At 49.5% G+C, this 24208-nt stretch carries 14 protein-coding genes; 2 read left to right on the plus strand and 12 right to left on the minus strand.

Going from position 1 to position 24208, the window contains the following annotated elements; all coding sequences use genetic code 11:
* Positions 1–41 precede the first annotated feature (41 nt).
* From tuf to EZMO1_RS23285, 5 genes are all read right to left on the minus strand, one after another.
* Entirely contained in the window at positions 42–1265 is a 1224-nt protein-coding gene (gene tuf / locus EZMO1_RS23265; protein WP_034877901.1) for an elongation factor Tu, read from the minus strand.
* A gap of 90 nt (positions 1266–1355) precedes the next feature.
* A complete protein-coding gene (gene fusA, locus EZMO1_RS23270) occupies positions 1356–3458 on the minus strand; it encodes an elongation factor G (protein WP_034877900.1) in 2103 nt (700 codons plus the stop codon).
* A gap of 18 nt (positions 3459–3476) precedes the next feature.
* Entirely contained in the window at positions 3477–3947 is a 471-nt protein-coding gene (gene rpsG / locus EZMO1_RS23275) for a 30S ribosomal protein S7 (RefSeq protein ID WP_034877899.1), read from the minus strand.
* Positions 3948–4122: 175 nt separating this feature from the next.
* Positions 4123–4497, minus strand: coding sequence for a 30S ribosomal protein S12 (rpsL, locus tag EZMO1_RS23280; RefSeq protein WP_034841716.1), 375 nt, complete (start codon positions 4495–4497; stop codon positions 4123–4125).
* A 331-nt stretch (positions 4498–4828) separates the two neighbouring features.
* Positions 4829–8752 carry a hypothetical protein gene (locus EZMO1_RS23285; protein WP_051790394.1) on the minus strand — a complete coding sequence of 1308 codons (3924 nt, stop codon included), beginning with the start codon at positions 8750–8752 and terminating at the stop codon, positions 4829–4831.
* Positions 8753–9006: 254 nt separating this feature from the next.
* Here EZMO1_RS23285 and glpX point away from each other — a divergent pair, with 254 nt between their 5' ends.
* A complete protein-coding gene (gene glpX, locus EZMO1_RS23290) occupies positions 9007–10017 on the plus strand; it encodes a class II fructose-bisphosphatase (RefSeq protein WP_034877898.1) in 1011 nt (336 codons plus the stop codon).
* Positions 10018–10101: 84 nt separating this feature from the next.
* Positions 10102–10467, plus strand: coding sequence for a hypothetical protein (locus tag EZMO1_RS23295; RefSeq protein WP_034877897.1), 366 nt, complete (start codon positions 10102–10104; stop codon positions 10465–10467).
* Between the two features lie 29 nt (positions 10468–10496).
* On the opposite strand, the gene EZMO1_RS23300 is transcribed toward EZMO1_RS23295, so the two are convergent.
* The 7 genes from EZMO1_RS23300 to rplJ all read right to left on the minus strand — a co-directional run bounded on the left by EZMO1_RS23300 (position 10497) and on the right by rplJ (position 23909).
* The gene (locus EZMO1_RS23300) at positions 10497–11075 is read right to left on the minus strand and encodes a transposase (RefSeq protein WP_413783212.1); all 579 of its coding nucleotides are present in this window, start codon (positions 11073–11075) and stop codon (positions 10497–10499) included.
* Positions 11076–11211: 136 nt separating this feature from the next.
* The gene (locus EZMO1_RS23305) at positions 11212–11697 is read right to left on the minus strand and encodes a helix-turn-helix domain-containing protein (protein ID WP_051789651.1); all 486 of its coding nucleotides are present in this window, start codon (positions 11695–11697) and stop codon (positions 11212–11214) included.
* 275 nt (positions 11698–11972) lie between these two features.
* Complete coding sequence (locus EZMO1_RS23310) at positions 11973–13706, minus strand: choice-of-anchor I family protein (RefSeq protein ID WP_034877896.1); 1734 nt, start codon at positions 13704–13706, stop codon at positions 11973–11975.
* Positions 13707–13998: 292 nt separating this feature from the next.
* Positions 13999–18210 carry a DNA-directed RNA polymerase subunit beta' gene (gene rpoC, locus EZMO1_RS23315; protein ID WP_034877895.1) on the minus strand — a complete coding sequence of 1404 codons (4212 nt, stop codon included), beginning with the start codon at positions 18208–18210 and terminating at the stop codon, positions 13999–14001.
* 58 nt (positions 18211–18268) lie between these two features.
* A complete protein-coding gene (gene rpoB / locus EZMO1_RS23320) occupies positions 18269–22348 on the minus strand; it encodes a DNA-directed RNA polymerase subunit beta (RefSeq protein ID WP_034877894.1) in 4080 nt (1359 codons plus the stop codon).
* 565 nt (positions 22349–22913) lie between these two features.
* Positions 22914–23291: a 50S ribosomal protein L7/L12 gene (gene rplL, locus EZMO1_RS23325; RefSeq protein WP_034878681.1), complete on the minus strand. Its 378-nt coding sequence runs from the start codon at positions 23289–23291 to the stop codon at positions 22914–22916.
* Between the two features lie 87 nt (positions 23292–23378).
* Entirely contained in the window at positions 23379–23909 is a 531-nt protein-coding gene (gene rplJ, locus EZMO1_RS23330; protein ID WP_034877893.1) for a 50S ribosomal protein L10, read from the minus strand.
* Between the last annotated feature and the right edge of the window lie 299 nt (positions 23910–24208).

The raw sequence follows: 24208 nt of genomic DNA on the forward strand, positions 1-24208 counted from the left end.
TATAGGGTGAGTTCAGATCACGAACAATTAGCGATTGCTAATTAGTCCAGGATCTTAGCTACAACACCAGCACCTACAGTACGGCCACCTTCACGGATAGCGAAACGCAGGTTGTCTTCCATCGCAACTGGAGTGATCAGCTCAGCGATGAAGTTGATGTTGTCGCCTGGCATTACCATCTCAACGCCTTCTGGCAGCTCGATGTTACCGGTCACGTCAGTAGTACGGAAGTAGAACTGTGGACGGTAGCCTTTGAAGAATGGAGTGTGACGACCACCTTCATCTTTGGACAGGATGTACACTTCAGCTTCGAACTTAGCGTGAGGCGTTACAGATCCTGGCTTGATCAGACACTGACCACGCTCGATCTCGTCACGCTTGGTACCACGCAGCAGACAACCAACGTTCTCACCTGCACGACCTTCGTCCAGCAGCTTACGGAACATTTCAACGCCAGTTACGGTAGTCTTGGAAGTTTCCTTGATACCGATAACTTCTACTTCTTCACCAACAGTGATGATACCACGCTCAACACGGCCAGTTACTACAGTACCACGGCCAGCGATGGAGAATACGTCTTCGATTGGCAGCAGGAATGGCTGATCGATAGCACGCTCTGGCTCTGGGATGTAAACGTCCAGAGTTTCAACCAGCTTCTTAACAGCGGAAGTACCCAGTTCGTTGTCGTCTTCGCCGTTCAGAGCCATCAGAGCGGAACCAGCGATGATTGGAGTGTCGTCACCCGGGAACTCGTAAGTGTCCAGCAGCTCACGCAGCTCCATTTCAACCAGTTCCAGCATCTCAGCGTATTCTTCAGAATCAACGCCGCCACAGTCTTCAGCCAGCAGGTCAGCTTTGTTCAGGAATACAACGATCTTAGGTACACCAACCTGACGGGACAGCAGGATGTGCTCACGAGTCTGAGGCATAGGACCGTCGGTCGCGCCACATACCAGGATAGCGCCGTCCATCTGAGCAGCACCGGTGATCATGTTCTTAACGTAGTCAGCGTGTCCTGGGCAGTCTACGTGCGCGTAGTGACGAGCTTCAGAATCGTACTCTACGTGAGCAGTAGAGATGGTGATACCACGCTCACGCTCTTCCGGAGCGTTGTCGATCTGATCGAACGCTTTCATTTCGCCGCCGAAAACTTCAGCACAAACGCGAGTCAGCGCAGCAGTCAGAGTGGTTTTACCGTGGTCAACGTGACCAATGGTGCCGACGTTTACGTGCGGCTTCGTACGTTCAAATTTTTCCTTAGCCATTTCTCTTAACCTTTGATTCAATGGTTCGGGGTAGCAATTAAAGCCCGCATTCTAACAAATCAAAACAACCGTCAAAATGCGGAACCCAAATTAACCCTGGTTCTTGATGACCGCTTCAGCAATGCTGTTTGGCGCTTCAGCATACTCGGAGAATTCCATTGAGTATGTTGCACGCCCCTGAGTTGCTGAACGCAGATCTGTGGCGTAGCCGAACATTTCACCCAGCGGCACCTGAGCATTAATAGTCTTGCCGGATGGCGTATCATCCATGCCCTGAACGATACCGCGACGACGGTTCAGGTCGCCCATAACGTCACCCATGTAGTCTTCCGGTGTTACCACCTCAACCTTCATCATAGGCTCCATCAGCACAGGCTGAGCCTGTGGCGCGTACTTTTTCAGCGCTTGTGAAGCAGCGATTTTAAACGCCATTTCGTTGGAGTCAACATCGTGGAAAGAACCGTCGTACAGACGCGCTTTCAGACCCAGCAGTGGGTAGCCGGCGATAACGCCGTTTTGCATCTGTTCTTCGATACCTTTCTGTACAGCCGGGATGTATTCACGAGGAATAGCACCACCCACGATTTCGTTAATGAATTCCAGACCTTCTTCGCCACCTTCGGCAGGAGAGAATTCAATAACAACGTGACCGTACTGACCACGACCACCAGACTGCTTAGCAAACTTGTGGTTCGCATCCACGGAGGACTTGATCTTTTCACGGTAAGCTACCTGAGGCTTACCAATGTTAGCTTCCACCTTGAACTCGCGACGCATACGGTCAACGAGGATATCCAGGTGCAGCTCACCCATACCGGAGATAATGGTCTGACCAGTCTCTTCGTCGGTCTTAACCTGGAAGGAAGGATCTTCCTGAGCCAGTTTACCCAGAGCAATACCCATCTTCTCCTGGTCAGCCTTGGACTTAGGCTCAACCGCAACAGAGATTACAGGATCAGGGAATTCCATGCGCTCCAGAGTAATGACGCTATCCATGGCGCACAGAGTGTCACCAGTGGTTACGTCTTTCAGACCGATCAACGCAACGATATCGCCCGCAACACACTCTTTCAGCTCTTCACGGGTGTTGGCGTGCATCTGCACCATTCGACCAACACGTTCACGCTTGTGCTTAACAGGGTTGTATACGGTATCACCGGAACTCAGGGTACCGGAGTAGTTACGTACGAACGTCAGAGTACCAACGAATGGGTCGGTAGCAATTTTGAAGGCCAACGCTGCAAAAGGTGCATCGTCGTCAGCTTCACGGGTTTCAACGGTATCTTTACCATCGTCCAAGATACCTTCGATCGCTTTAACTTCTTTTGGAGAAGGCATCAGCTCGATAACAGCATCCAGTACAGCTTGTACACCCTTGTTCTTGAACGCAGAACCACCAAAGACAGGGATGATTTCGTTAGCCAGTGTACGTGCACGGATACCAGCCTTGATCTCTTCCTCAGTCAAAGTACCTTCTTCCAGATACTTTTCCATCAGCTCTTCAGTCGCTTCTGCAGCTGCTTCCATCATATACTCGCGCATTTCTTCGCAAGTATCCTGAAGGTCAGCAGGAATGTCTTGATATTCGAAAGACATACCCTGGTCAGCTTCATTCCAGATAATGGACTTCATCTTAACCAGGTCAACAACACCCTTGAACTCGTCTTCAGCACCGATAGTCATCTGCATTGGTACAGCATTTGCACCCAGACGATCGCGCAGCTGCTCGACAACCATGCCGAAGTCTGCACCAGTACGGTCCATCTTGTTAACGAATACCATACGTGGTACTTCGTACTTGTCAGCCTGACGCCATACAGTTTCAGTCTGAGGCTGCACGCCGGAGGAACCGCACAGTACAACGACCGCGCCATCCAGTACACGCAGAGAACGTTCAACTTCGATAGTGAAGTCAACGTGTCCAGGAGTATCGATAATGTTTACACGATGCTCATCAAACTGAGCATCCATGCCACGCCAGAAACAGGTGGTAGCAGCAGAAGTAATGGTAATACCACGTTCCTGCTCCTGCTCCATCCAGTCCATAGTGGCAGCACCATCATGAACTTCACCAATTTTGTGGCTCAGACCAGTGTAGAACAGTACGCGTTCTGTGGTCGTTGTCTTACCCGCGTCAACATGGGCACAGATACCAATGTTGCGATAGCGGTTGATCGGGGTTTTACGGGCCACGACTCAATCCTCTGATACTTAGAAACGGTAGTGAGAGAACGCCTTGTTCGCTTCAGCCATGCGATGCACGTCTTCACGCTTCTTGACAGCAGCACCTTTGTTCTCGGCTGCATCCAGCAGTTCGCCAGCAAGGCGCAGTTCCATAGACTTCTCGCCGCGCTTACGTGCAGCGTCTACCAGCCAGCGCATTGCCAGAGCAGTACGACGAGCTGGACGAACTTCTACAGGCACCTGGTAAGTAGCACCACCTACACGGCGGGATTTCACTTCTACCATTGGCGCGATGGATTCCAGAGCTTTTTCGAATTGCTCCAGCGGATCCTTATTAGAGCGCTCCTGAACCTTGTCCAGAGCACCGTATACGATCTTTTCAGCAACAGATTTCTTACCGGAGATCATCACGTGGTTGATGAACTTGGTCAGGGTTTTGTTACCAAACTTAGGATCTGGCAGCACGTCGCGCTTAGCGACTACGCGTCTTCTTGGCATTGATAAGCCCTCTTTTCGGCCTTCAGGTAATCCGGAATAACTCCGGCCTTACTCTTATCAACCTACTGTTAAATTCTGTGTACCTTCTGCTAATAAGCAGCGCACAAATCTTTCAATAAAAGAGTTCAGAGCTCTTTTAAAACGGCTGAACCAGCAGTCTTTTAAGGTTTTAACCTCAGGACTTAGGCTTCTTAGTACCGTACTTGGAACGACCCTGCTTACGATCGTTAACACCCTGGGTGTCCAGGCTACCGCGAACAGTGTGGTAACGAACACCTGGCAAGTCTTTTACTCGACCGCCACGGATCAGAACAACGGAGTGTTCCTGCAGGTTGTGACCTTCACCACCGATGTAGGAAGTCACTTCAAAGCCGTTGGTCAGACGCACACGACATACTTTACGCAGCGCAGAGTTAGGCTTCTTAGGAGTGGTTGTGTATACGCGAGTACAAACACCGCGACGCTGTGGGCAAGCTTGCAGCGCAGGAACGTCGGTCTTTTTGACCTTGCGCTTGCGTGGCTTACGCACCAGCTGGTTAATAGTTGCCATTCAGCGAACTCCAGATTGTTTCTATATTCGAGCTTTTTGAGGTCGAATTTTGCTGTACCAGAGGATTTGCACAGGTTAATTCGGTCTTCAAACAGCAAAAGCCGGCATAAAACCGGCCAGAACTACTCCTGATCGATCATAGACCAAGGGTAATATAAAGCCGCGAAATTGTACGGAAAGGGGGAAATGGCGTCAAGTATCGGTATTCAAAGTTTGCAGCTCGGAGACTAACCATACGGACTGCTTTTTGCGCTATTTTTTAACGGGTTGATTTACAATAAAAAAATGCCGAACAATGTCGGCATTTTTTTATTGGCTTTACTAAATTATTTTAACTATCAGACCATTCATTCTCATCATCTGATGCAGGATCGTCATCCTCGCTATCACTATACCTAATTTTACTCATTTTTGCTTGTAGTATCTCACCAACGGATTTCACTGGTTTTTTATCAGCTTTCTTGAGTTCCTCACCCGTTAAGGCTCCCTTTTGAAAGCCAGAATTTTCCTGATAAAACTCCTTTATTTCCTGCTTTGTCTGCTTAAGCTGCATTTCATAATCTCTGGCAACACGCTCATCATCCACCCCCCCTCTTAGTTTGGCTTCAATATGTTCAACTCGTTTCTCAAGCCCACCAAGCTTATTATCAAGAGCTTTCTTTCTAGTTTGCCTTTCTTTATCTTTCAGCTCTTCTACAGTCTTAACTAGCTGCCTGTGAGTTTTGGGACGAGCAGCATTTTTGACATTACCTTTCGCCTCCCTGATCGCAGCTAGCAAATCATTTTTCGAATTAGCTTCTTCTTTAATTACCTCACTTTTTTTTTCCACACTGTCTGGAAGAAGATTACCCTCTTCATCTCTGGTCTTTCGAAGCCTCACCTTCGACAAATCCTTGGGAGACACCCCTGAACCAGACGCTGATGCAGTACCAGCGGGCTTAGGCTGAGACTTGGAACCAGCAGCCCCAGACGGACCAGCCGGTTTTTTCTTAGCCACTGGTGGGGGAGGTGGTGCTCCAAATTGTGGAGGAGGTGGCGGTGGTGGAGTGATCGCCTTACCCTTATCATTAATAGTTGCACCCGCAGTGTTGTTGATTGCACGAGACTCTACACCCTTTTCTTCTGGTACAACTACCTGAGACTCATCAACACCCCCTTCCGGAGAATAATAATCTTCTTCATCGTCACTGGATGACTGAGTAACAATTCGTTTCGGACTCCCATCTATTTGGGAAACTGTCTGATTTACATTAGCTTGCGGCAATACAACCTGCTCATGATTCTTATGCGAGCGAGCCCGGTTAATGAGTGCACCTTTCAATGCTGGCAATGCTGACGACAGCTGCTTTTCATCAAGCCATTTCTGCAATACAAAGTTATTGTAATTACCAGGCTCCCCCAATGCTTCAAGCTGTTTGTCCAATTCTTCGCACAATTCAACAGCCTCTTTTATGATTTTTGCAAGTTGTGCCTGATAATTTTGCGCACTTCCTGTCATTTTCTGCCAAACAGAACCCGTGGTTTGAAACAACTCTCCTTTATACGCTTCCTCCTTAACCCATGCATCCAGTTTTCCCAAAACAGCACCAAGGCTTGCAACATCTGGCTTTTGAAGGAACACGGCCGTAAAACTCTCAATGGCGGCTTTCGCCTGATCGAGTTGTTCTATATCTTTGCCCGCTTTTTTAAGGGCTTTAATCTGCTCACTGCATTCACGAACCGCAGCAATGTACTCTTTGGTCACCAGCTCAGGGTAAGGAATCACTGGCAAAGTATCAGCCATTTCTTTAATGAGATCATCTGTGCCAGCAGCAGTGTAACTACTCAGCAACTCATTGATAACACTCGCAGTTTCGTTACCAGTAATACCCATATCCAGCAGAGCATTAACACTCTGGCAATATGCACGATCAAATACTTCAACATTGCCTGCAGGGGATTCCAATTTTTTCAGCCGATCAGAAGCTTCAATGACTTTACGAACATCTTCAGCGCTTCCTACAAATTCTGATCCTGAGCGATCCTCAACCGCCTGTACTACCTGCTGATATTCACCAATCCGCACTTTGACCGGAAGATCTGCATTTTGCGCGCCATTATGCAAAAATTCGGAAGACTCCAGAAAACCCATACCCTTGTCCTGACAAGCCTTGATAGCATCAACAATCGTCTGATCAACGATTTCATAGTTGCCTGGCTTTTGTACCTTGCATAGGGAAATAGACTGGAAAATGGCAGCAAAATCCTGAGCAGCCTTGATCTTTTGACTATCGTCTTTAGCAACTATTTCACTCTGGGTAAGGCAATAGGACAACTCATCCATTCTGCCTCTTGCAGCAGCACGGGGAGCGGTGTTGTATTTCCCAATCACTGTGGGTATATCAGCCAATTCAATTCCGGCACTGATAAGGGTCTGAGCAGCTTTAAAGTATCGTTCATCAAGCTCAGTAATTGTGGCATTATCATCAGTGCTGCATTCAACCAGTGGCTCAAGCGCATCAATGATTGTGACAAATTGCTCACCTGTAAGCTCTTCAGGTAACACCGCGCCTTCTGACATCAACATTTCCTGCAGACAACCTATCGAGTCAGCCAACTTCCCCGCCTTTCTCGCCATGTACTCACAGGACGGTTTAGCCTCCTTAACAACTTCTCTCTCTTTGGAGATTGCCTGATTACGCAGATGATCAAGCATATGAACTGCATTACCTTTTCCATCGACACAAGCGACGACCACCTTATCCAAGAGCTGATCAATATTTTTATGTACCGATTGAGCGGCTTCCGGATCAGAAGATTTGCGTGAAGCCTGTTGCATTAATGCACCCTGATGCTCCATAAGATCCATCAAATAAGGGTTTTCTTTGGCCCAATCAGCAAGCCTGCGATCAAGATCAACCAGATCGGATACCAGATATTGTTTGGTATCTTTTAATGGCGGAATTCCATTTTCAAACCCAGCTATTGCAGCCAGATCATTCATGTCTTTTATGGCTTGACCAACACGAATTTGAACAGACTGAGCCAGCTTGTCAGCCCCTTCCACCGACTGAATACCAAAGCCAACCTTATCTGATGAATAAACTGCGGGACTTTTCTCATCTTTCCGGTAAAGCGCCGCCGCCCTGCCCAGCAAATCTTTCTTCATTGCATCAGGCAACTCATCGAAACTGGTAATTTCAGATTGATCAAGGTAATCAAGTGACTTGGGATCTGTTTTTGTATTTTTGCTGGCCTCGAGATGATACCGCTTAGCCAGCTCATTCAGAATATTGCGAATAGGCGTTGGGATTGTACGATTTGCTCTTGCCTCAGCCTGCCTGCAAGCATTAACTCTTTGCTCACAAATAGTGTTCAGCTTTTTCCTGATTGACTCATCCATAGGCTGCAAACACATAGATGCAAGGCGCTTGGCTTCATTAATGCCTGTTTCATCCTGTGGAAAGTTATCGATTAGCTCTTTAACTTTAGATTCAAAGCCGGTTAAATCATTCTTATCCTCAGGCACTGAAGCTTTCAACCCGGCCAGGGCTTTCAGCATTTTTTCGTACTCAGCCCTATCAATACCTGCTTTAATAGCATCCAGATGACCTGCTAATTCTTGGTATTTTTTACTGACTTTCTGATAAGTATCTCGAGCAAGGAATGTAGAATCAGTTGACTCAATCTGTTTTCGGAATTTAGTTGCCTGTTTGACTAGGTAATCAGCGATACCTCTTGATGAACCAGCCGTTTCAGCACCAGCAGCTATTGCAGATATAACGCTGCTTTCTATTATTTCCTGTATATCTTGCTCTGAAGCCCCACCTCCAATCTTTCGATGTACATAGTTTTCATTCAGAGCGGTGCAAAGTTCTTTTGCTACCGCAAGAGCCTTACCATTGTTTTTCGTGATCCATTCTTCAAGTTGGAGCTTCCAATCTGCAAGTTCTGCAATCGGACAATCTTTAGTTATTTTTCGGGTGGGGAGAGAAACGGATTTGCCGAGATCCCGGCCAAATTCTGAATATTCATGAGCCAGCTCTTGAATGTAGCCTGTTACTCGTTCAGCTGCCTGCTCACTTCCTGCAACAGAGTATTTACCCCATACCTTCCCTGCTTCAGGCTTAGCGTAGCTGAATCCATGATCATTATCGTTATAGCTTGCAGAGTACTGACGCAAATCAGCCCTTTCAGATGCATCAAGGTCTTTCCATCCTTTCTCATAGCGTTCTACCGCGAGAGTGTTTAGCATGCTATCAATTTGCGAATGCATTATTGAGACTCCTTTCCCAAGTCAGTAATCCTTATTAATCCAGTGTTGGTAAAGAACCCAGTGGATTCAACGATTTCCACTTATCCTTGACCAATGGATCAAAACCCGTCAATCCAATGACTTATACCTATTACAGGTGTTTCATTATTTAATTCATACCGGAGGTTATCGCGCCTTCTGCCCAATTTACCTCCAAAATGGAAACACTTGTGGTAAAGTCCCGCCGTTATCCACTGTAGACTTGCGAAACACCCATGAAACGCGAACTGGCTATTGAGTTTTCCCGTGTAACCGAAGCTGCTGCCCTGGCAGGCTATAAATGGCTGGGACGAGGCGATAAAAACGCTGCTGATGGCGCTGCCGTAGAAGCAATGCGCGCCATGTTGAACAAAGTTGAGATGGACGGGGAAATCGTCATCGGTGAAGGCGAAATCGATGAAGCCCCTATGCTCTTCATTGGTGAAAAGGTCGGCAAAGGCCATGGCGAAAGCGTTGATATTGCGGTAGACCCGATTGAAGGCACCCGTATGACTGCCATGGGCCAGAATAATGCTGTCGCCGTACTGGCGGCTGGCGAGAAAGGCTCTTTCCTGAAAGCCCCTGATATGTATATGGAAAAGTTGGTAACCGGTCCGGCCGCAAAAGGTGCCATTGACCTGAATCTGGGACTGGCAGAAAACATCCGCAATGTTGCCGCCGCCCTGCATAAATCCATCGAAAGCCTGACCGTTATTACCTTGGCAAAACCTCGTCACGACAGCGCCATTGCCATGATGCAAAAGATGGGTGTAAAGGTATTTGCCATTCCTGACGGCGACGTAGCCGCTTCTATTCTGACCTGCATGCCAGACAGCGAAGTCGATATGATGTACTGTGTGGGTGGCGCGCCAGAAGGCGTTGTGTCCGCAGCCGTTATCCGCGCTCTGGGTGGTGATATGCAAGGTCGCTTGGTGACCCGCGACGAAGCCAAGGGCAAATCTGAAGAAAACGTGAAAGCAGGCGAACTGGAACGTAAGCGCTGTGCTGAAATGGGTATCGAAACAGGCATTGTTCTGAAGCTGGAAGACATGGCAAGCTCTGACAACGTTGTCTTCTCTGCCACCGGCATCACGAAAGGCGACCTGCTGGAAGGTATCTCGCGCAAAGGCAATATTGCCCAGACTGAAACCCTGGTGGTTCGTGGTCGCTCCCGCACCATTCGCCGCATTCAGTCTACCCATTATCTGGATCGTAAAGACGACGATATCAAGAACGTCATCCTTTAAAAGTTTCTATCCATCTCTTCGGGAAGCAGGTTTACTGCTTCCCGCTCGTCCTACACTGTTATAGACAGTCACAGGATGTGTCTTATGCCAAAACTCCCTCTGTTTTTTTGCCTGATACTCTATGCAGCAAGTCCCAACAGTGCCTCTCGTCCCGGGGAAGTCTGGTATCAGAAAGTCTGGTGCGAAGGCAAAGGTGGCAAGGTTGAACAACGCATGCAAGACGGTCGCAGAGTTGACTGCCTGACCGATCACTATGCTATTGAAATGGATTTCGCCAGCAAATGGCAGGAGGCCATTGGCCAGTCACTGGATTATGCTATGTTAACCGGCAAAAAAGCGGGCATCGTTTTAATCCTCAGCTCTTCATCTGACCAACAACACTGGGATCGATTACAGAAAGTAGTCAGCCATTATCAGCTTCCAATACAGCTCTGGAAGCTTGGGCCCTAGTGCTGGAAAGCTCTAATATCCATACACTCTTATGCTTGCAGAGGCCGAGCCCGATAAGTCCACTTAAAAGGCTTGGCCATCCGCTCATTGAAGAAATCTACAAAACCATGAAGTCTGGTTTTCAGGTCTTCAGTTGATGTAAATATGCCTCTTTTCAAAAACCGTCTCACCAAAATGGAAAACCAGATTTCAATTTGATTCAGCCATGATGCGTGCTTTGGCGTGTAATGAAATACTACTTTATGGGATGGGTCACTGAGGTAAGCCGCCCGAGTTTCCATATTTTTCAAAATACCGGATTTACCTTTGACGCCAAGCTCATTAGCTGGTGTGTTTTCGATAGCTGCAACCTTCATGACAGCCGCTTCTGACATGTGTGTATTGAGCTGATCCATGACCAAATGCCAACCTGCTGCCTTTGGGTCACTGGCCAGAACAAGATCCAGCCAGTCAGCAAAATCCTGCTCTGTTCGAGTATCTCTAATAAGAGGAATTATCTTTCCTGTAGCCACATCCATACCGGCCAGCAAAGCTTGCGTTCCATGACGAGTATACTCAAACTCACGCTTTTCTATGTGACCCGGCTTAACCAGTTTGTTTGGTTTCACGGGCTCCAGAGCTTGCATGCCTGTTTTTTCATCAAAGGAAAAGGTATTGATGCCTTGCTCTGCACGCTTAACGGCTTTCTGATAGGTGTCACATATATCGGCGCAGCGGATTTCAAACGCTTCATCTTTCGGAGTATCAACCCAGCCTTTGACCTTGTCTGGACGAATGTCGGCCTGATTTTAAAAAACGCCCCACCTGTCTCTGCGAGATGGATGAGACAATTTTTTTGTCTACTGCCACCATGGCTAATAAGCTTTCTGACCAATGGCTGAAGGGGTAGCCATGGTCTTCTGGCTTGTCGCAAGACAGGGCAATAATCTGGCAAATCTGTTCAGCGGTAAACTTGGGCGGAGTGCCCGGCCTTTGGGCTTCTTTCAGCTTTTCCAGGGTGGATTGGTCATCAGGTCGTTCGACCCAGTGCTTGCGCCAGCGGGTAACCGTTTCTCTGGTACATTTTAATTTTTTAGCTGTTCCGAGCAGGCTTTTACCTTCTGCACCAGCCAGTATGATTTTGGCTCTGAGCACAAGTGACTGACTACTTTTGCGTCTGCGGACTATGAGCTCAAGGTCTTTACGCTGCTGGTCTGACAAGACGATTTTCTGGGTGTGTTTTGACTGCATCCGTGCTGCTTCTGACAAAGCTGGGGGGCGAAAAATGGATGCAGATCAGAACACAACATGAGGTGTATGTATATTAGAGCTTTCCAGCACTAGGAGGCTGTCCGAGAATAGCGCCCGTAGCGAGGATCGTAGAAAATTGAGGATAAAAAGTCGGTTTTGAGAGGAGAATAGCGAGCTATTTGACGAACAAAATCGGATTTTTAGACCAATTTACTACGACCGCAGTAGGGCAGACTATTCTCGGACAGGCTCCTAGGAGGCTGTCCGAGACATATTTATCGAATCTCATAGATAAGCGTGGTTCCAGATACTTCGTGCCCGATCACTAACAGCGGATTGCCAGTAGGGCTATTTTCAGCAGCAACGAATATCATGCCCTCCGGGGATAAATCTCCAGCCTTCTCAGGCTCTTTCGCTGCATCAACCTTAAAATCCCGATTATGTACATAACGGACATACTCAGGCGACTTCGGGTTAGTAATGTCATACATAAACACACCTCCCGTCCGCTCAAGCCCTATAAAAGCATAATACCGTCCGTTCACCTGCCCAACAGCCAGCGCTTCAGGCTCTGGCCCTTTGTCATCGCTGCGGCTGTCACCTTTAGTCTTATCGTCGTTATTATTGAAGTGGGCACCCAATATATCCGCAGTGATTCGTTCGAAGTCATCACCGGAATCAAAAACGAGCTCACCTCTAGCGTCCCAGATTGAGAAAGAACGAGCACCGTAAGAGAAAAGCTTTTCAAACTGCCCATCGTTATCAGCATCTCCCAAAGTATTCGTAATTTTCAGTCGCGCCAGACCCGCTGAGCTTTTCACACTTTCATAGTTAGGGTGATCAGGAGAAACTTTTATTTTTTTCACCCGCACTTCCTCAGAAAAGCCGAGACATCCATCTTCGTCATCAAAATCAAGCCCTCCTGAAGCAAGACACTCTTTTTCAGAAAGGCTGTCATACCAGTAATCCCTGGCATCACCTTCGTTGGCACTGACCACGAAAGTCTCACCATTTACTGTATAAGAGACAATACTGTCGGGCTGGTACATACCATACACGCCAGACCACTGCTTCAGGTTTACACCGTCTTTATTGCTAAAGTCTGCCAGAAACTGACCAAAATCCTTAAAGCCCAAAGGCGCCACTTTTATAATTTCAGCCGTTTCTATATCAATAATCGCCAGCGCATTATTCTCCTGTAAGCTGACAAAGGCTGTCTTTGAATCCTCCGATACAGCTATATACTCCGGCTCAAGATCCTGAGCGACAGATGCATCGCGACCAAAAATTCGAACACGGTTATCCAGTTCCGAATGCCTCAGCCCACCTTTATTAAACGCTGCAAAACCGACCCTCCGAACTTCACCCACAGTACCATTGTCGTGAATACCAACAATACTGACAGAACCTTCAGGATCAACCTTGTAGTCGTCCGACGGCTCGCCTTCATTGGCGACCAGTGCATATTGACCATCAGGTGTGATTGTCACCATATCGGGTAACTCACCTACATAAACATAATCTTTGAAAAACACCCGGCCTGAGCGATTGACTTCAAAGAGCATTAAGACACCCTGCTCCTGTTTGTTATCCGCTTCAACAGCAACAGCCAGCAGATCACCGTGCAAAGCAAGGCTGTTAACGTTACCCAACGGCACTCTTGGTAAAAAACGCTGTAGGTTAATGGTTCCCCGTTTAGTCAGATTGGACTCAACAACAGGATTGACAAGTGGCTGACTGGTTAAGTGACTGGCATCAAGGATATCAATGGTTTTATTGCTTGAATTAACGACAAAAACTGACTGGCTTCCCGAATGCCAGCCCAATATTTCAGCAGCACCTTCATGATACATACCCGATGCGTAACGCCCCACAGGCTGCATATCCGGATGCTTGATCATGACACTCTGACGAGTATTAATCCTATGATCAGAAGCACACCCAGCGAGAATCGCAGCCAAAGCCATTAGGGCCAGAACCAAGGAACTTCTCAAATACTGAAGTTTCATTTGCCTTACCTGTTATTTTTATTGTTTACAAAATCGACAACAGTTATAGCGCAGAAAGATGATAAACAGATGACAGGCAGTCTACTGCCAGATACCCACTTACAAAATTATTATCGTTTTTAGAGCCTTGAAGGGCTTTATGCCCATCAACACTATTAGCTTAAAAAGAAGTCAAACAATACGACAGCATTACACTTGCCCAAATAGCAAAAAAGGCCACTCAGAACGAGCAGCCTTTTTGCTAGTACTCAGCGTTGTGCCTGAAGGCACGCGCTGTTGTTTGTAATGTTTATCACACTTCGCCGAAGTTAAGCGCTTCAGACAGAGCAGCTTCCACATCAGAAGCAGACACCTTAACCGGTGCTTCGAACTCTGGCTCTTCACGACCCTTCTTACGCTCAGCGTGGTAAGCAAGACCCGTACCCGCCGGAATCAGACGACCAACGACCACGTTTTCCTTCAGACCGCGCAGGTAGTCACGTTTACCGGTTACCGCAGCTTCAGTTAGAACTCGTGTGGTTTCCTGGAAGGAAGCCGCAGAGATGAAGGACTCTGTTGCCAGAGACGCTTTGGTAATACCCAGCAGTACACGGTCGAACTTGGCAGGGAACTTGTCTTCCGCACCCAGACGATCGTTCTCTTCCAGAACGGTAGTGTACTCAGTCTGATCACCGCGAATCAGAGTAGAGTCACCGGTATCGGTGATTTCTACCTTACGCAGCATCTGACGCAGAATGGTCTCGATGTGCTTATCGTTAATTTTTACACCCTGCAGACGGTATACGTCCTGGATTTCATTAACGATATAGCGAGCCAGCTCACCCACACCCAGCAGACGCAGAACGTCGTGCGGATTGGTAGGACCGTCGGAGATTACCTCACCTTTGGTTACCTGCTCACCTTCGAACACGTTCAGGTTACGCCATTTAGGAATCAGCTCCTCGTACGGATCGCTACCGTCGTTCGGAGTGATGACCAGACGCTTCTTACCCTTGGTTTCCTTACCGAAGCCGATGGTACCGGTAATTTCAGCCAGGATAGAGTGTTCTTTCGGCTTACGCGCTTCAAACAGGTCGGCCACTCGTGGCAGACCACCGGTGATGTCCTTGTTACCGCCGGACTGCTGTGGAATACGAGCAACGATGTCACCCACTTCTACAGTCGCGCCGTCGGCCAGGTTCACCAGAGCGTTTGCTGGCAGGAAGTACTGCGCAGGCACGTCAGTGTTCGGCAGTTTCAGTTCCTTACCGTTGGCATCCAGCAGCTGAATAGCAGGACGAATGTCCTTGCCCGCAGAAGGACGATCCTTCGGATCCATCACTTCAATGTTGGACAGACCAGTCAGCTCATCAGTCTGGGTCTTAACGGTAATGCCTTCTTCGAAGCCCAGGAACTTAACAGTACCGGACAGTTCGGTCACGATTGGGTGCGTGTGTGGATCCCACTTCGCAACTACCTGACCGGAAGACACTTCATCATCTTCCTTAACAGAAACAACCGCACCGTAAGGCAGCTTGTAACGCTCACGCTCACGACCAAATTCGTCGGCAATCGCCAGCTGACCGGAACGGCTGACAGACACCAAGGTGCCGTCTTTGCGCTCAACAGACTTCATGTTGAGCAGACGAGCAACACCCTTGTTCTTAACAGTAATGTTGTCCTGAGCAGCGTTACGAGACGCAGCACCACCGATGTGGAAGGTACGCATGGTCAGCTGTGTACCCGGTTCACCGATGGACTGAGCAGCGATAACACCAACAGCCTCACCCTTGTTAACCAGATGTCCGCGACCCAGGTCTCGACCATAACATTTCGCACAGATACCGTGGCGTGTGTCACAGCTGATTGGAGAACGTACTTTCATTTCATCGACGTTCATGCCTTCCAGACGTTTAACCCATGCTTCGTCGATCAGGGTACCCGCTGGAATAGCGATCTCGTCTTCGGAGCCTGGTTTGAATACGTCCAGAGCCACAACACGACCCAGAATACGCTCACCCAGAGGCTCAACCACGTCACCGCCTTCAATGTGCGGTGTCATCATCAGACCGTTGGTGGTACCACAGTCGTCTTCGGTCACCACCAGATCCTGCGCAACGTCTACCAGACGACGGGTCAGGTAACCGGAGTTCGCGGTCTTCAGAGCGGTATCCGCCAGACCTTTACGAGCACCGTGAGTAGAGATGAAGTACTGCAGTACGTTCAGACCTTCACGGAAGTTCGCGGTAATTGGCGTTTCTATGATGGAGCCGTCTGGCTTGGCCATCAGACCACGCATACCCGCCAGCTGACGAATCTGTGCGGCACTACCACGAGCACCGGAGTCGGCCATCATGTAAACGCTGTTGAAGGATTCCTGCTCTTCCTCTTCGCCCTGCTTGTTCAGAACGGTGTCGGACTTCAGGTTGTCCATCATGGACTTGGCCAGCATTTCGTTGGCACGGGACCAGATATCGATAACCTTGTTGTACTTCTCGCCTGCAGTTACCAGACCGGAAGCAAACTGGTTTTCGATCTCGCGCACTTCTTCGTTAGCGTCACGGATAATGTCCTTCTTGTTATCCGGGATAACAAAGTCGTTCACACCGATAGACGCGCCAGACAGAGTCGCGTAGTTGAAGCCGAGGTACAGCATCTGGTCAGCAAAGATAACGGTTTCTTTCAGACCAACACGACGATAGCTCGCATTCAGCAGGCCGGAAATAGCCTTCTTCTTCATGGTCTGGTTTACCAGTGAGAATGGCAGACCTTCAGGAACGATTTCCCAAAGAATCATACGACCCACAGTGGTGTCAGCCAGGAAGGTACGATCGTGTTCTACACCATCGTCGTCTTTGTATTTTTCGCTGACACGTACTTTAACGCGAGCGTGCAGCTCAACAGCGCCAGTACGGTAAGCGCGCATTACTTCGCGGATGTCCACGAATGCCATGCCTTCACCCTTGGCGTTGATACGCTCACGGGTGATGTAGTACAGACCCAGTACAACGTCCTGGGAAGGTACGATAATTGGTTCGCCGTTTGCAGGAGCCAGGATGTTGTTGGTGGACATCATCAGGGCACGGGCTTCCAGCTGGGCTTCCAGAGTCAGAGGTACGTGTACCGCCATCTGGTCACCGTCGAAGTCAGCGTTGTACGCCGCACACACCAGCGGGTGCAGTTGAATCGCTTTACCTTCGATCAGAACCGGTTCGAACGCCTGAATACCGAGACGGTGCAGGGTTGGTGCACGGTTCAGCATTACCGGATGTTCACGGATGACATCAGCCAGTACGTCCCATACTTCCGGTGTTTCGCGTTCTACCATCTTCTTGGCAGCTTTAATGGTGGTCGCCAGACCTTTGGCTTCCAGCTTACCGAAGATGAACGGCTTGAACAGTTCCAGAGCCATCTTCTTGGGAAGACCACACTGGTGCAGACGCAGGGTAGGACCTACGGTAATTACGGAACGACCGGAGTAGTCAACTCGCTTACCCAGCAGGTTCTGACGGAAACGACCCTGCTTACCCTTGATCATGTCAGCCAGGGATTTCAGAGGACGCTTGTTAGAACCGGTGATGGCACGACCACGACGACCGTTGTCCAGCAGCGCGTCTACAGATTCCTGCAGCATACGCTTTTCGTTGCGGACAATGATGTCAGGCGCGTTCAGGTCGAGCAGACGCTTCAGACGGTTGTTACGGTTGATCACTCGACGGTACAGGTCGTTCAGGTCAGACGTCGCAAAACGACCGCCATCCAGAGGTACCAGAGGACGCAGATCTGGCGGCAGAACCGGCAGAACGGTCAGAATCATCCATTCCGGGTTGTTACCGGATTTGTGGAACGCTTCAACCAGCTTCAGACGCTTGGACAGCTTCTTCAGTTTGGTTTCAGAGTTGGTCTGCGGAATTTCTTCACGCAGCATTTCCACTTCTTCACCCAGATCGATATCGTTCAGCAGAGCCTTGATCGCTTCCGCACCCATGCGGGCGTCAAAGTCGTCGCCGAACTCTTCGAGGGCTTCATAATATTGTTCGTCAGACAGCAGCTGGTTCTTTTCCAGTGTTGTCATACCCGGATCAACCACCACGTAGGACTCAAAGTAGAGTACACGTTCGATATCGCGCAGGGTCATGTCCAGCAGCAAACCGATACGGGATGGAAGGGACTTCAGGAACCAGATGTGAGCCACCGGGCTGGCCAGTTCGATGTGACCCATACGGTCACGACGCACTTTAGCCAGTGCAACTTCTACGCCACACTTTTCACAGATAACACCACGGTGCTTCAGGCGCTTGTACTTACCGCACAGGCACTCGTAATCTTTCACTGGGCCAAAAATTTTGGCACAGAACAGGCCGTCACGTTCAGGTTTGAACGTACGGTAATTAATGGTTTCCGGCTTTTTAACTTCGCCGTAAGACCAGGAACGTACCATCTCTGGGGAAGCCAGACCGATACGAATAGAGTCAAACTCGTCAGTTTGGCCCTGGGTCTTGAGTAGATTCAGCAAGTCTTTCAAGATCGCATCTCCTCGCGCAGCAAGGCAGCCCGTTACGGCTGCCTTACCTCACGTTTTGTTATTCGGTGTCCAGCTCGATGTCGATACCCAGAGAGCGAATCTCTTTCAACAGTACGTTGAAGGATTCTGGCATTCCAGGTTCCATACGGTGGTCCCCATCGACGATGTTCTTATACATCTTGGTACGACCAGCCACGTCATCGGACTTAACAGTCAGCATTTCCTGCAGGGTGTAGGCGGCACCGTATGCTTCAAGTGCCCATACCTCCATCTCACCGAATCGCTGACCACCGAATTGGGCCTTACCACCCAGCGGCTGCTGAGTAACCAGAGAGTAAGAACCGGTAGAACGTGCGTGCATCTTGTCATCAACCAAGTGGTTGAGCTTCAGCATGTACATGTAACCAACGGTTACCGGACGGTCAAAGGAGTCGCCGGTACGACCGTCAAACAGAGTCACCTGACCGGTGTCGCTCATGTCAGCCAGACGCAGCAGTTCCTTAACTTCGGATTCCTTGGCGCCGTCGAATACGGAAGTCGCCATTGGAACACCGCCACGCAGGTTCTTCGCCAGATCCATGATCTCTTCATCAGAGAAGGAATCCAGATCTTCCTGACGACGGCTGCCGCCTACGCCATTGTAAACCTGATCCAGGAAGTCACGGATTTCAGCCACTTTCTTCTGGGACTCGATCATACGATTGATCTTGTGACCCAGACCGCGCGCTGCTGCACCCAAGTGAGTTTCCAGTACCTGTCCAACGTTCATACGGGACGGTACACCCAGAGGGTTCAGTACGATATCAACCGGATTACCTTCCGCATCGTGTGGCATGTCTTCCACAGGCATGATGATGGAGATAACACCCTTGTTACCGTGACGACCCGCCATCTTGTCACCAGGCTGGATACGACGCTTGATAGCCAGGTAAACCTTGACGATCTTCAGCACGCCAGGTGCCATGTCGTCGCCGGTTTGCAGCTTTTTCTTCTTGTCTTCGAAACGCTCGTCGAGCTGGGCACGACGCTCTTTCAGCTGTTCTCTGGCCAGATCCAGCTGTTCGTTCAGGGTTTCGTCAGACATGGACAGTTTGAACCACTGCTCGTGTTCCAGTCCGTCCAGATATTCGTCAGAGATGGTGTCGCCCTTCGCCAGAGCCGGACCACGATCTACTGACTGACCACGCAGAGCTTCACGCAGACGGTCGAAGGTATCTTCTTCAACCACACGGAACTCTTCGTTCAGGTCTTTACGGTATTCGTCCAGAGCCGCCTTTTCGATGGCCTGGGCGCGGCTGTCTTTTTCAACGCCGTCACGGGTGAATACCTGCACATCAATAACGGTACCTTTAACAGAGGTCGGTACACGCAGAGAGGTGTCTTTAACGTCGGAGGCTTTCTCACCAAAGATCGCACGCAGCAGTTTTTCTTCCGGAGTCAGCTGGGTTTCACCCTTAGGCGTAACCTTACCTACCAGAATGTCGCCTGCGCCAACTTCAGCACCTACGTACACGATACCGGCTTCGTCCAGCTTGTTCAGAGCGGACTCACCCACGTTTGGAATATCAGAAGTAATCTCTTCTGGCCCCAATTTGGTATCACGTGCCACACAGGTCAGTTCCTGAATGTGGATCGTAGTGAAACGGTCTTCCTGAACCACACGCTCAGAGATGAGGATGGAGTCCTCGAAGTTGTAACCGTTCCATGGCATGAATGCCACGCGCATGTTCTGACCCAGAGCCAGCTCACCCATGTCAACGGAAGGACCGTCAGCCAGGATGTCGCCTGCAGCGATACGCTCGCCATTCTTCACCAGCGCACGCTGGTTGATGCAGGTGTTCTGGTTAGAACGTGTGTACTTGGTCAGGTTGTAGATATCTACACCCGCTTCACCTGGCTGCACTTCGTCATCGTTTACACGGATAACGATTCGAGCCGCGTCAACGGTATCAACATAACCACCACGACGGGCAACCACACAAACGCCAGAGTCGGACGCTACGTTGCGCTCCATACCAGTACCGACCAGCGGCTTGTCAGCACGCAGGGTGGGTACCGCCTGACGTTGCATGTTCGATCCCATCAGGGCTCGGTTAGCATCGTCGTGCTCAAGGAATGGAATCAGGGATGCCGCTACAGATACAACCTGTTTAGTGGAAACGTCCATGTACTGAACTTTTTCCGGACCCATCAGGTGAGTTTCACCGCGGTGACGTACGTTAACCAGTTCTTCGGTCAGACGGTTTTCTTCGTCCAGACCAGCAGAAGCCTGAGCGATAACGAACTCGCCTTCTTCAATCGCAGACAGGTAATCAACCTGATCGGTTACCTGACCGTCCACAACCTTGCGGTATGGAGATTCCAGGAAGCCGTAGTCGTTGGCACGAGCGTAGGTTGCCAGAGAGTTGATCAGACCGATGTTTGGACCTTCAGGGGTCTCGATCGGACAAACTCGACCATAATGGGTCGCGTGTACGTCTCGAACCTCGAAGCCAGCACGTTCACGGGTCAGACCACCAGGGCCCAATGCAGATACACGACGCTTGTGAGTTACCTCAGACAGCGGGTTGTTCTGGTCCATGAACTGGGACAGCTGGGAAGAACCAAAGAATTCTTTGATGGCAGCAGCAACCGGCTTGGCATTGATCAGATCCTGAGGCATCAGGCCTTCAGATTCTGCCAGACTCAGACGCTCTTTAACTGCACGTTCAACACGTACCAGACCAACACGGAACTGGTTTTCGGCCATTTCACCTACGGAACGTACGCGACGGTTACCCAGGTGGTCGATGTCGTCACAAACGCCTTTACCGTTACGGATGTCTACCAGAGTCTTCAGGGTATCAACGATATCGCCGTTATCCAGTACACCCGGACCCGTATCGGATTCACGACCCAGACGACGGTTGAACTTCATTCGACCAACGCCAGACAGATCATAGCGCTCGGCAGAGAAGAACAGGTTACCGAACAGGGCTTCAGCAGCTTCCTGAGTCGGTGGCTCACCCGGGCGCATCATGCGGTAGATTTCTACCAGAGCTTCCAGACGGTTCGTAGTGGTGTCAGCACGCAGTGTGTCAGAGATATAGGAACCACAATCCAACTCATTGGTGTAAAGGGTTTCAATATTCTTGACGCCAGCAGCCAGCAGTTTTTCGTAAACTTCCGTAGTGATTTCGGTGTTGCAATCAACAACGATTTCACCGGTCGCCTGGTGCACAACGGTCTTAGCCAGGACTTTACCGTAGACATAGTCTACCGGAGCTTCGATACGCTGGATGTTTGCTTTTTGCAGCTGACGGATGTGACGTGCAGTAACACGACGACCCATTTCTACGATGACATTACCATCGCCGTCCTTGATGTCGAAGCTTGCAGCTTCGCCACGCAGGCGGTCAGCAATCAGTTCAGTGCTTACACTTTCAGAACCGATCTGGAAAGGTACTGTATCGAAGAAGTAATCCAGCATCTCTTCGTTGCCCATACCCAGGGCACGCAGCAGGATTGTGGCAGGCAGCTTACGACGGCGGTCGATTCGAACGTACAGCAGATCCTTAGGATCAAACTCGAAGTCCAACCAGGAACCACGGTAAGGAATAACGCGAGCGGAGTACAACAACTTACCGGAGGAGTGAGTCTTTCCACGGTCGTGGTCGAAGAACACACCCGGAGAACGGTGCAGCTGAGATACGATTACTCGTTCAGTACCATTGATAACAAAGGTACCGTTTTCAGTCATGAGCGGAATTTCGCCCATGTAGACTTCTTGTTCCTTGATGTCTTTGATTGCCTTGTTGGCAGAGTCTTTGTCATAGATAATCAGGCGCACTTTTACACGCAGAGGAACTGCGTAAGTGACACCACGAAGTTGACATTCCTTGACATCAAAAGCCGGAGTACCGAGCCTGTAGCTCACATATTCCAGCGCCGCATTGCCAGAGTAACTAACAATTGGAAATACGGACTTAAAGGCAGCGTGCAGACCAATGTCTTCACGCGCGGCCGGCTCTTTTCCGGTTTGCAGCAGCTTGTGATAAGAATCAAGCTGAATCGCCAGAAGATACGGCACATTCATGACATGCGGCAGTTTGCCGAAGTCTTTGCGGATGCGTTTTTTCTCTGTATACGAGTATGCCATCAGCGTTCCCCAGCTTGGTCACCTGGTCCTGGCTTCAGACCTTCTGGTCTGGCCATCTAGGTTTTGATGAGGGCGGGTGGCCCCCTTTTGACACCCAATGAATACGGTGATTAACAACCGTTAAACCGTTGCATGAGCTTTAGCGTCTGGCTAAATGAACCTTCCGCCACTCGTGCAACCAATGTCAGTCAATTATGACCAACATCCCCCTGAAGTGATCCAAACCATACACCTGTCCGCCCAGAACAACTCCGGAACCTACCAGTGTACATGGCTTCCATATCATTTTCAGGGTTTACACCTACATTTCGATCACTTTATTTTGTAATGAGATGTAGTTACTGCCATAAAAAAAAATTTCCCCACCTGCACTTGCGCAACATTTATACAAACCTGCACAAAAAGGATGACGAAATATTTTCATTTATGGCTGCCTGAGCTCATCATTGCTTAAGCAGCAAAACGATACAGCTCATACAACGGGAAAAAGGCCGGTGCCATTCAGGCACCAGCCCACCTGAGACTATTATGCAATAGACCCCGGATTATGCAACTTTACGTAGAATTACTTAACTTCTACGGAAGCGCCAGCTTCTTCCAGTTGCTTCTTCAGCTCTTCAGCTTCGTCCTTGCTCACGCCTTCTTTCAGAGGAGCTGGAGCGCCGTCAACGATGCCCTTAGCTTCTTTCAGACCCAGGCCGGTAGCAGCACGTACAACCTTGATTACGTTGACTTTCTTGTCGCCAGCACCAGTCAGGATTACGTCGAACTCAGTCTGTTCAGCAGCAGCAGCGCCACCTTCAGCAGCAGCAGCTGGAGCAGCAGCAACAGCAGCAGCAGCGGAAACGCCGAACTTCTCTTCCATTGCTTCAACCAGTTCAACAACGTCCATTACGGACATTTCAGCGATTGCATTCAGGATATCTTCTTTAGACAGTGCCATGTCTATATCTCCAAAAATTTTGGTTGGGGCATAAACCCCGAAATTCATTTAAAAAAGAGAGAAAGCTAAAAATCTTTAAAAAGACTATTAAGCGGCTTTCTTCTTCTCGTCGGCAACAGCTGCCACTACACGTGTAATGCTTGCCGGGAACTCGTTCAGAGTTCTTGCCAGCTTGGTTACAGGTGCAATCATTACGCTCATCAGCATTGCGCGAGCCTGGTCCAGAGTAGGCATCTTAGCCAGAACATCAATCTGCTCTGCACCCAGAACCTGTCCAGCGATGGACAGTGCCTTAACTTCCAGTTCCTTGTTCTCTTTAGCGAAGTCCTTCATCAGACGCGCAGCGGCGCCCGGATCTTCCTGAGAGAAGGCCAGAACAGTTGGACCTACCAGGACGTCCTGCAGACACTCAAATTCAGTGCCTTCAACTGCGCGACGAGCCAGAGTGTTACGTACAACCTTCAGGTATACGCCACCGTCACGGGCTTGCTTACGCAGTTCGGTCATTTGACCAACAGTCAGACCACGGTAATCCGCAATAACAGCCGACAGAGCGCTTTGTGCAGCCTCGCTGACTTCGGCGACAATCGCCTTCTTGTCTTCGAGTCCTAACGCCATGGGCTTTACTCCAAATATCCGAAGTTAACCCTGATACACAACAATCATGTATCAGAGACTTTCAATACGGTGATGGGTCACTAAATAAGGAAAAATGTTCCAAATTCGTGTTCACCGTCTACGCAGGACATTAAGCTCCGATCTTTTTGTCCATCCCTTAGACGAACCCTGCTTGAAATCCTGTCGGACTCAGGCAGGAACAGATCTTTGCACCTGCGATCTTTGACGACCTCCGAAACCGGAGACCCCAAAGTCTTTTGCATTGCAGGTCATCAGTTCCTCTGACAACCTGCAACTCA

It is taken from the genome of Endozoicomonas montiporae CL-33, assembly GCF_001583435.1.
In the GTDB taxonomy this organism is placed as follows: Bacteria; Pseudomonadota; Gammaproteobacteria; order Pseudomonadales; family Endozoicomonadaceae; genus Endozoicomonas_A; species Endozoicomonas_A montiporae.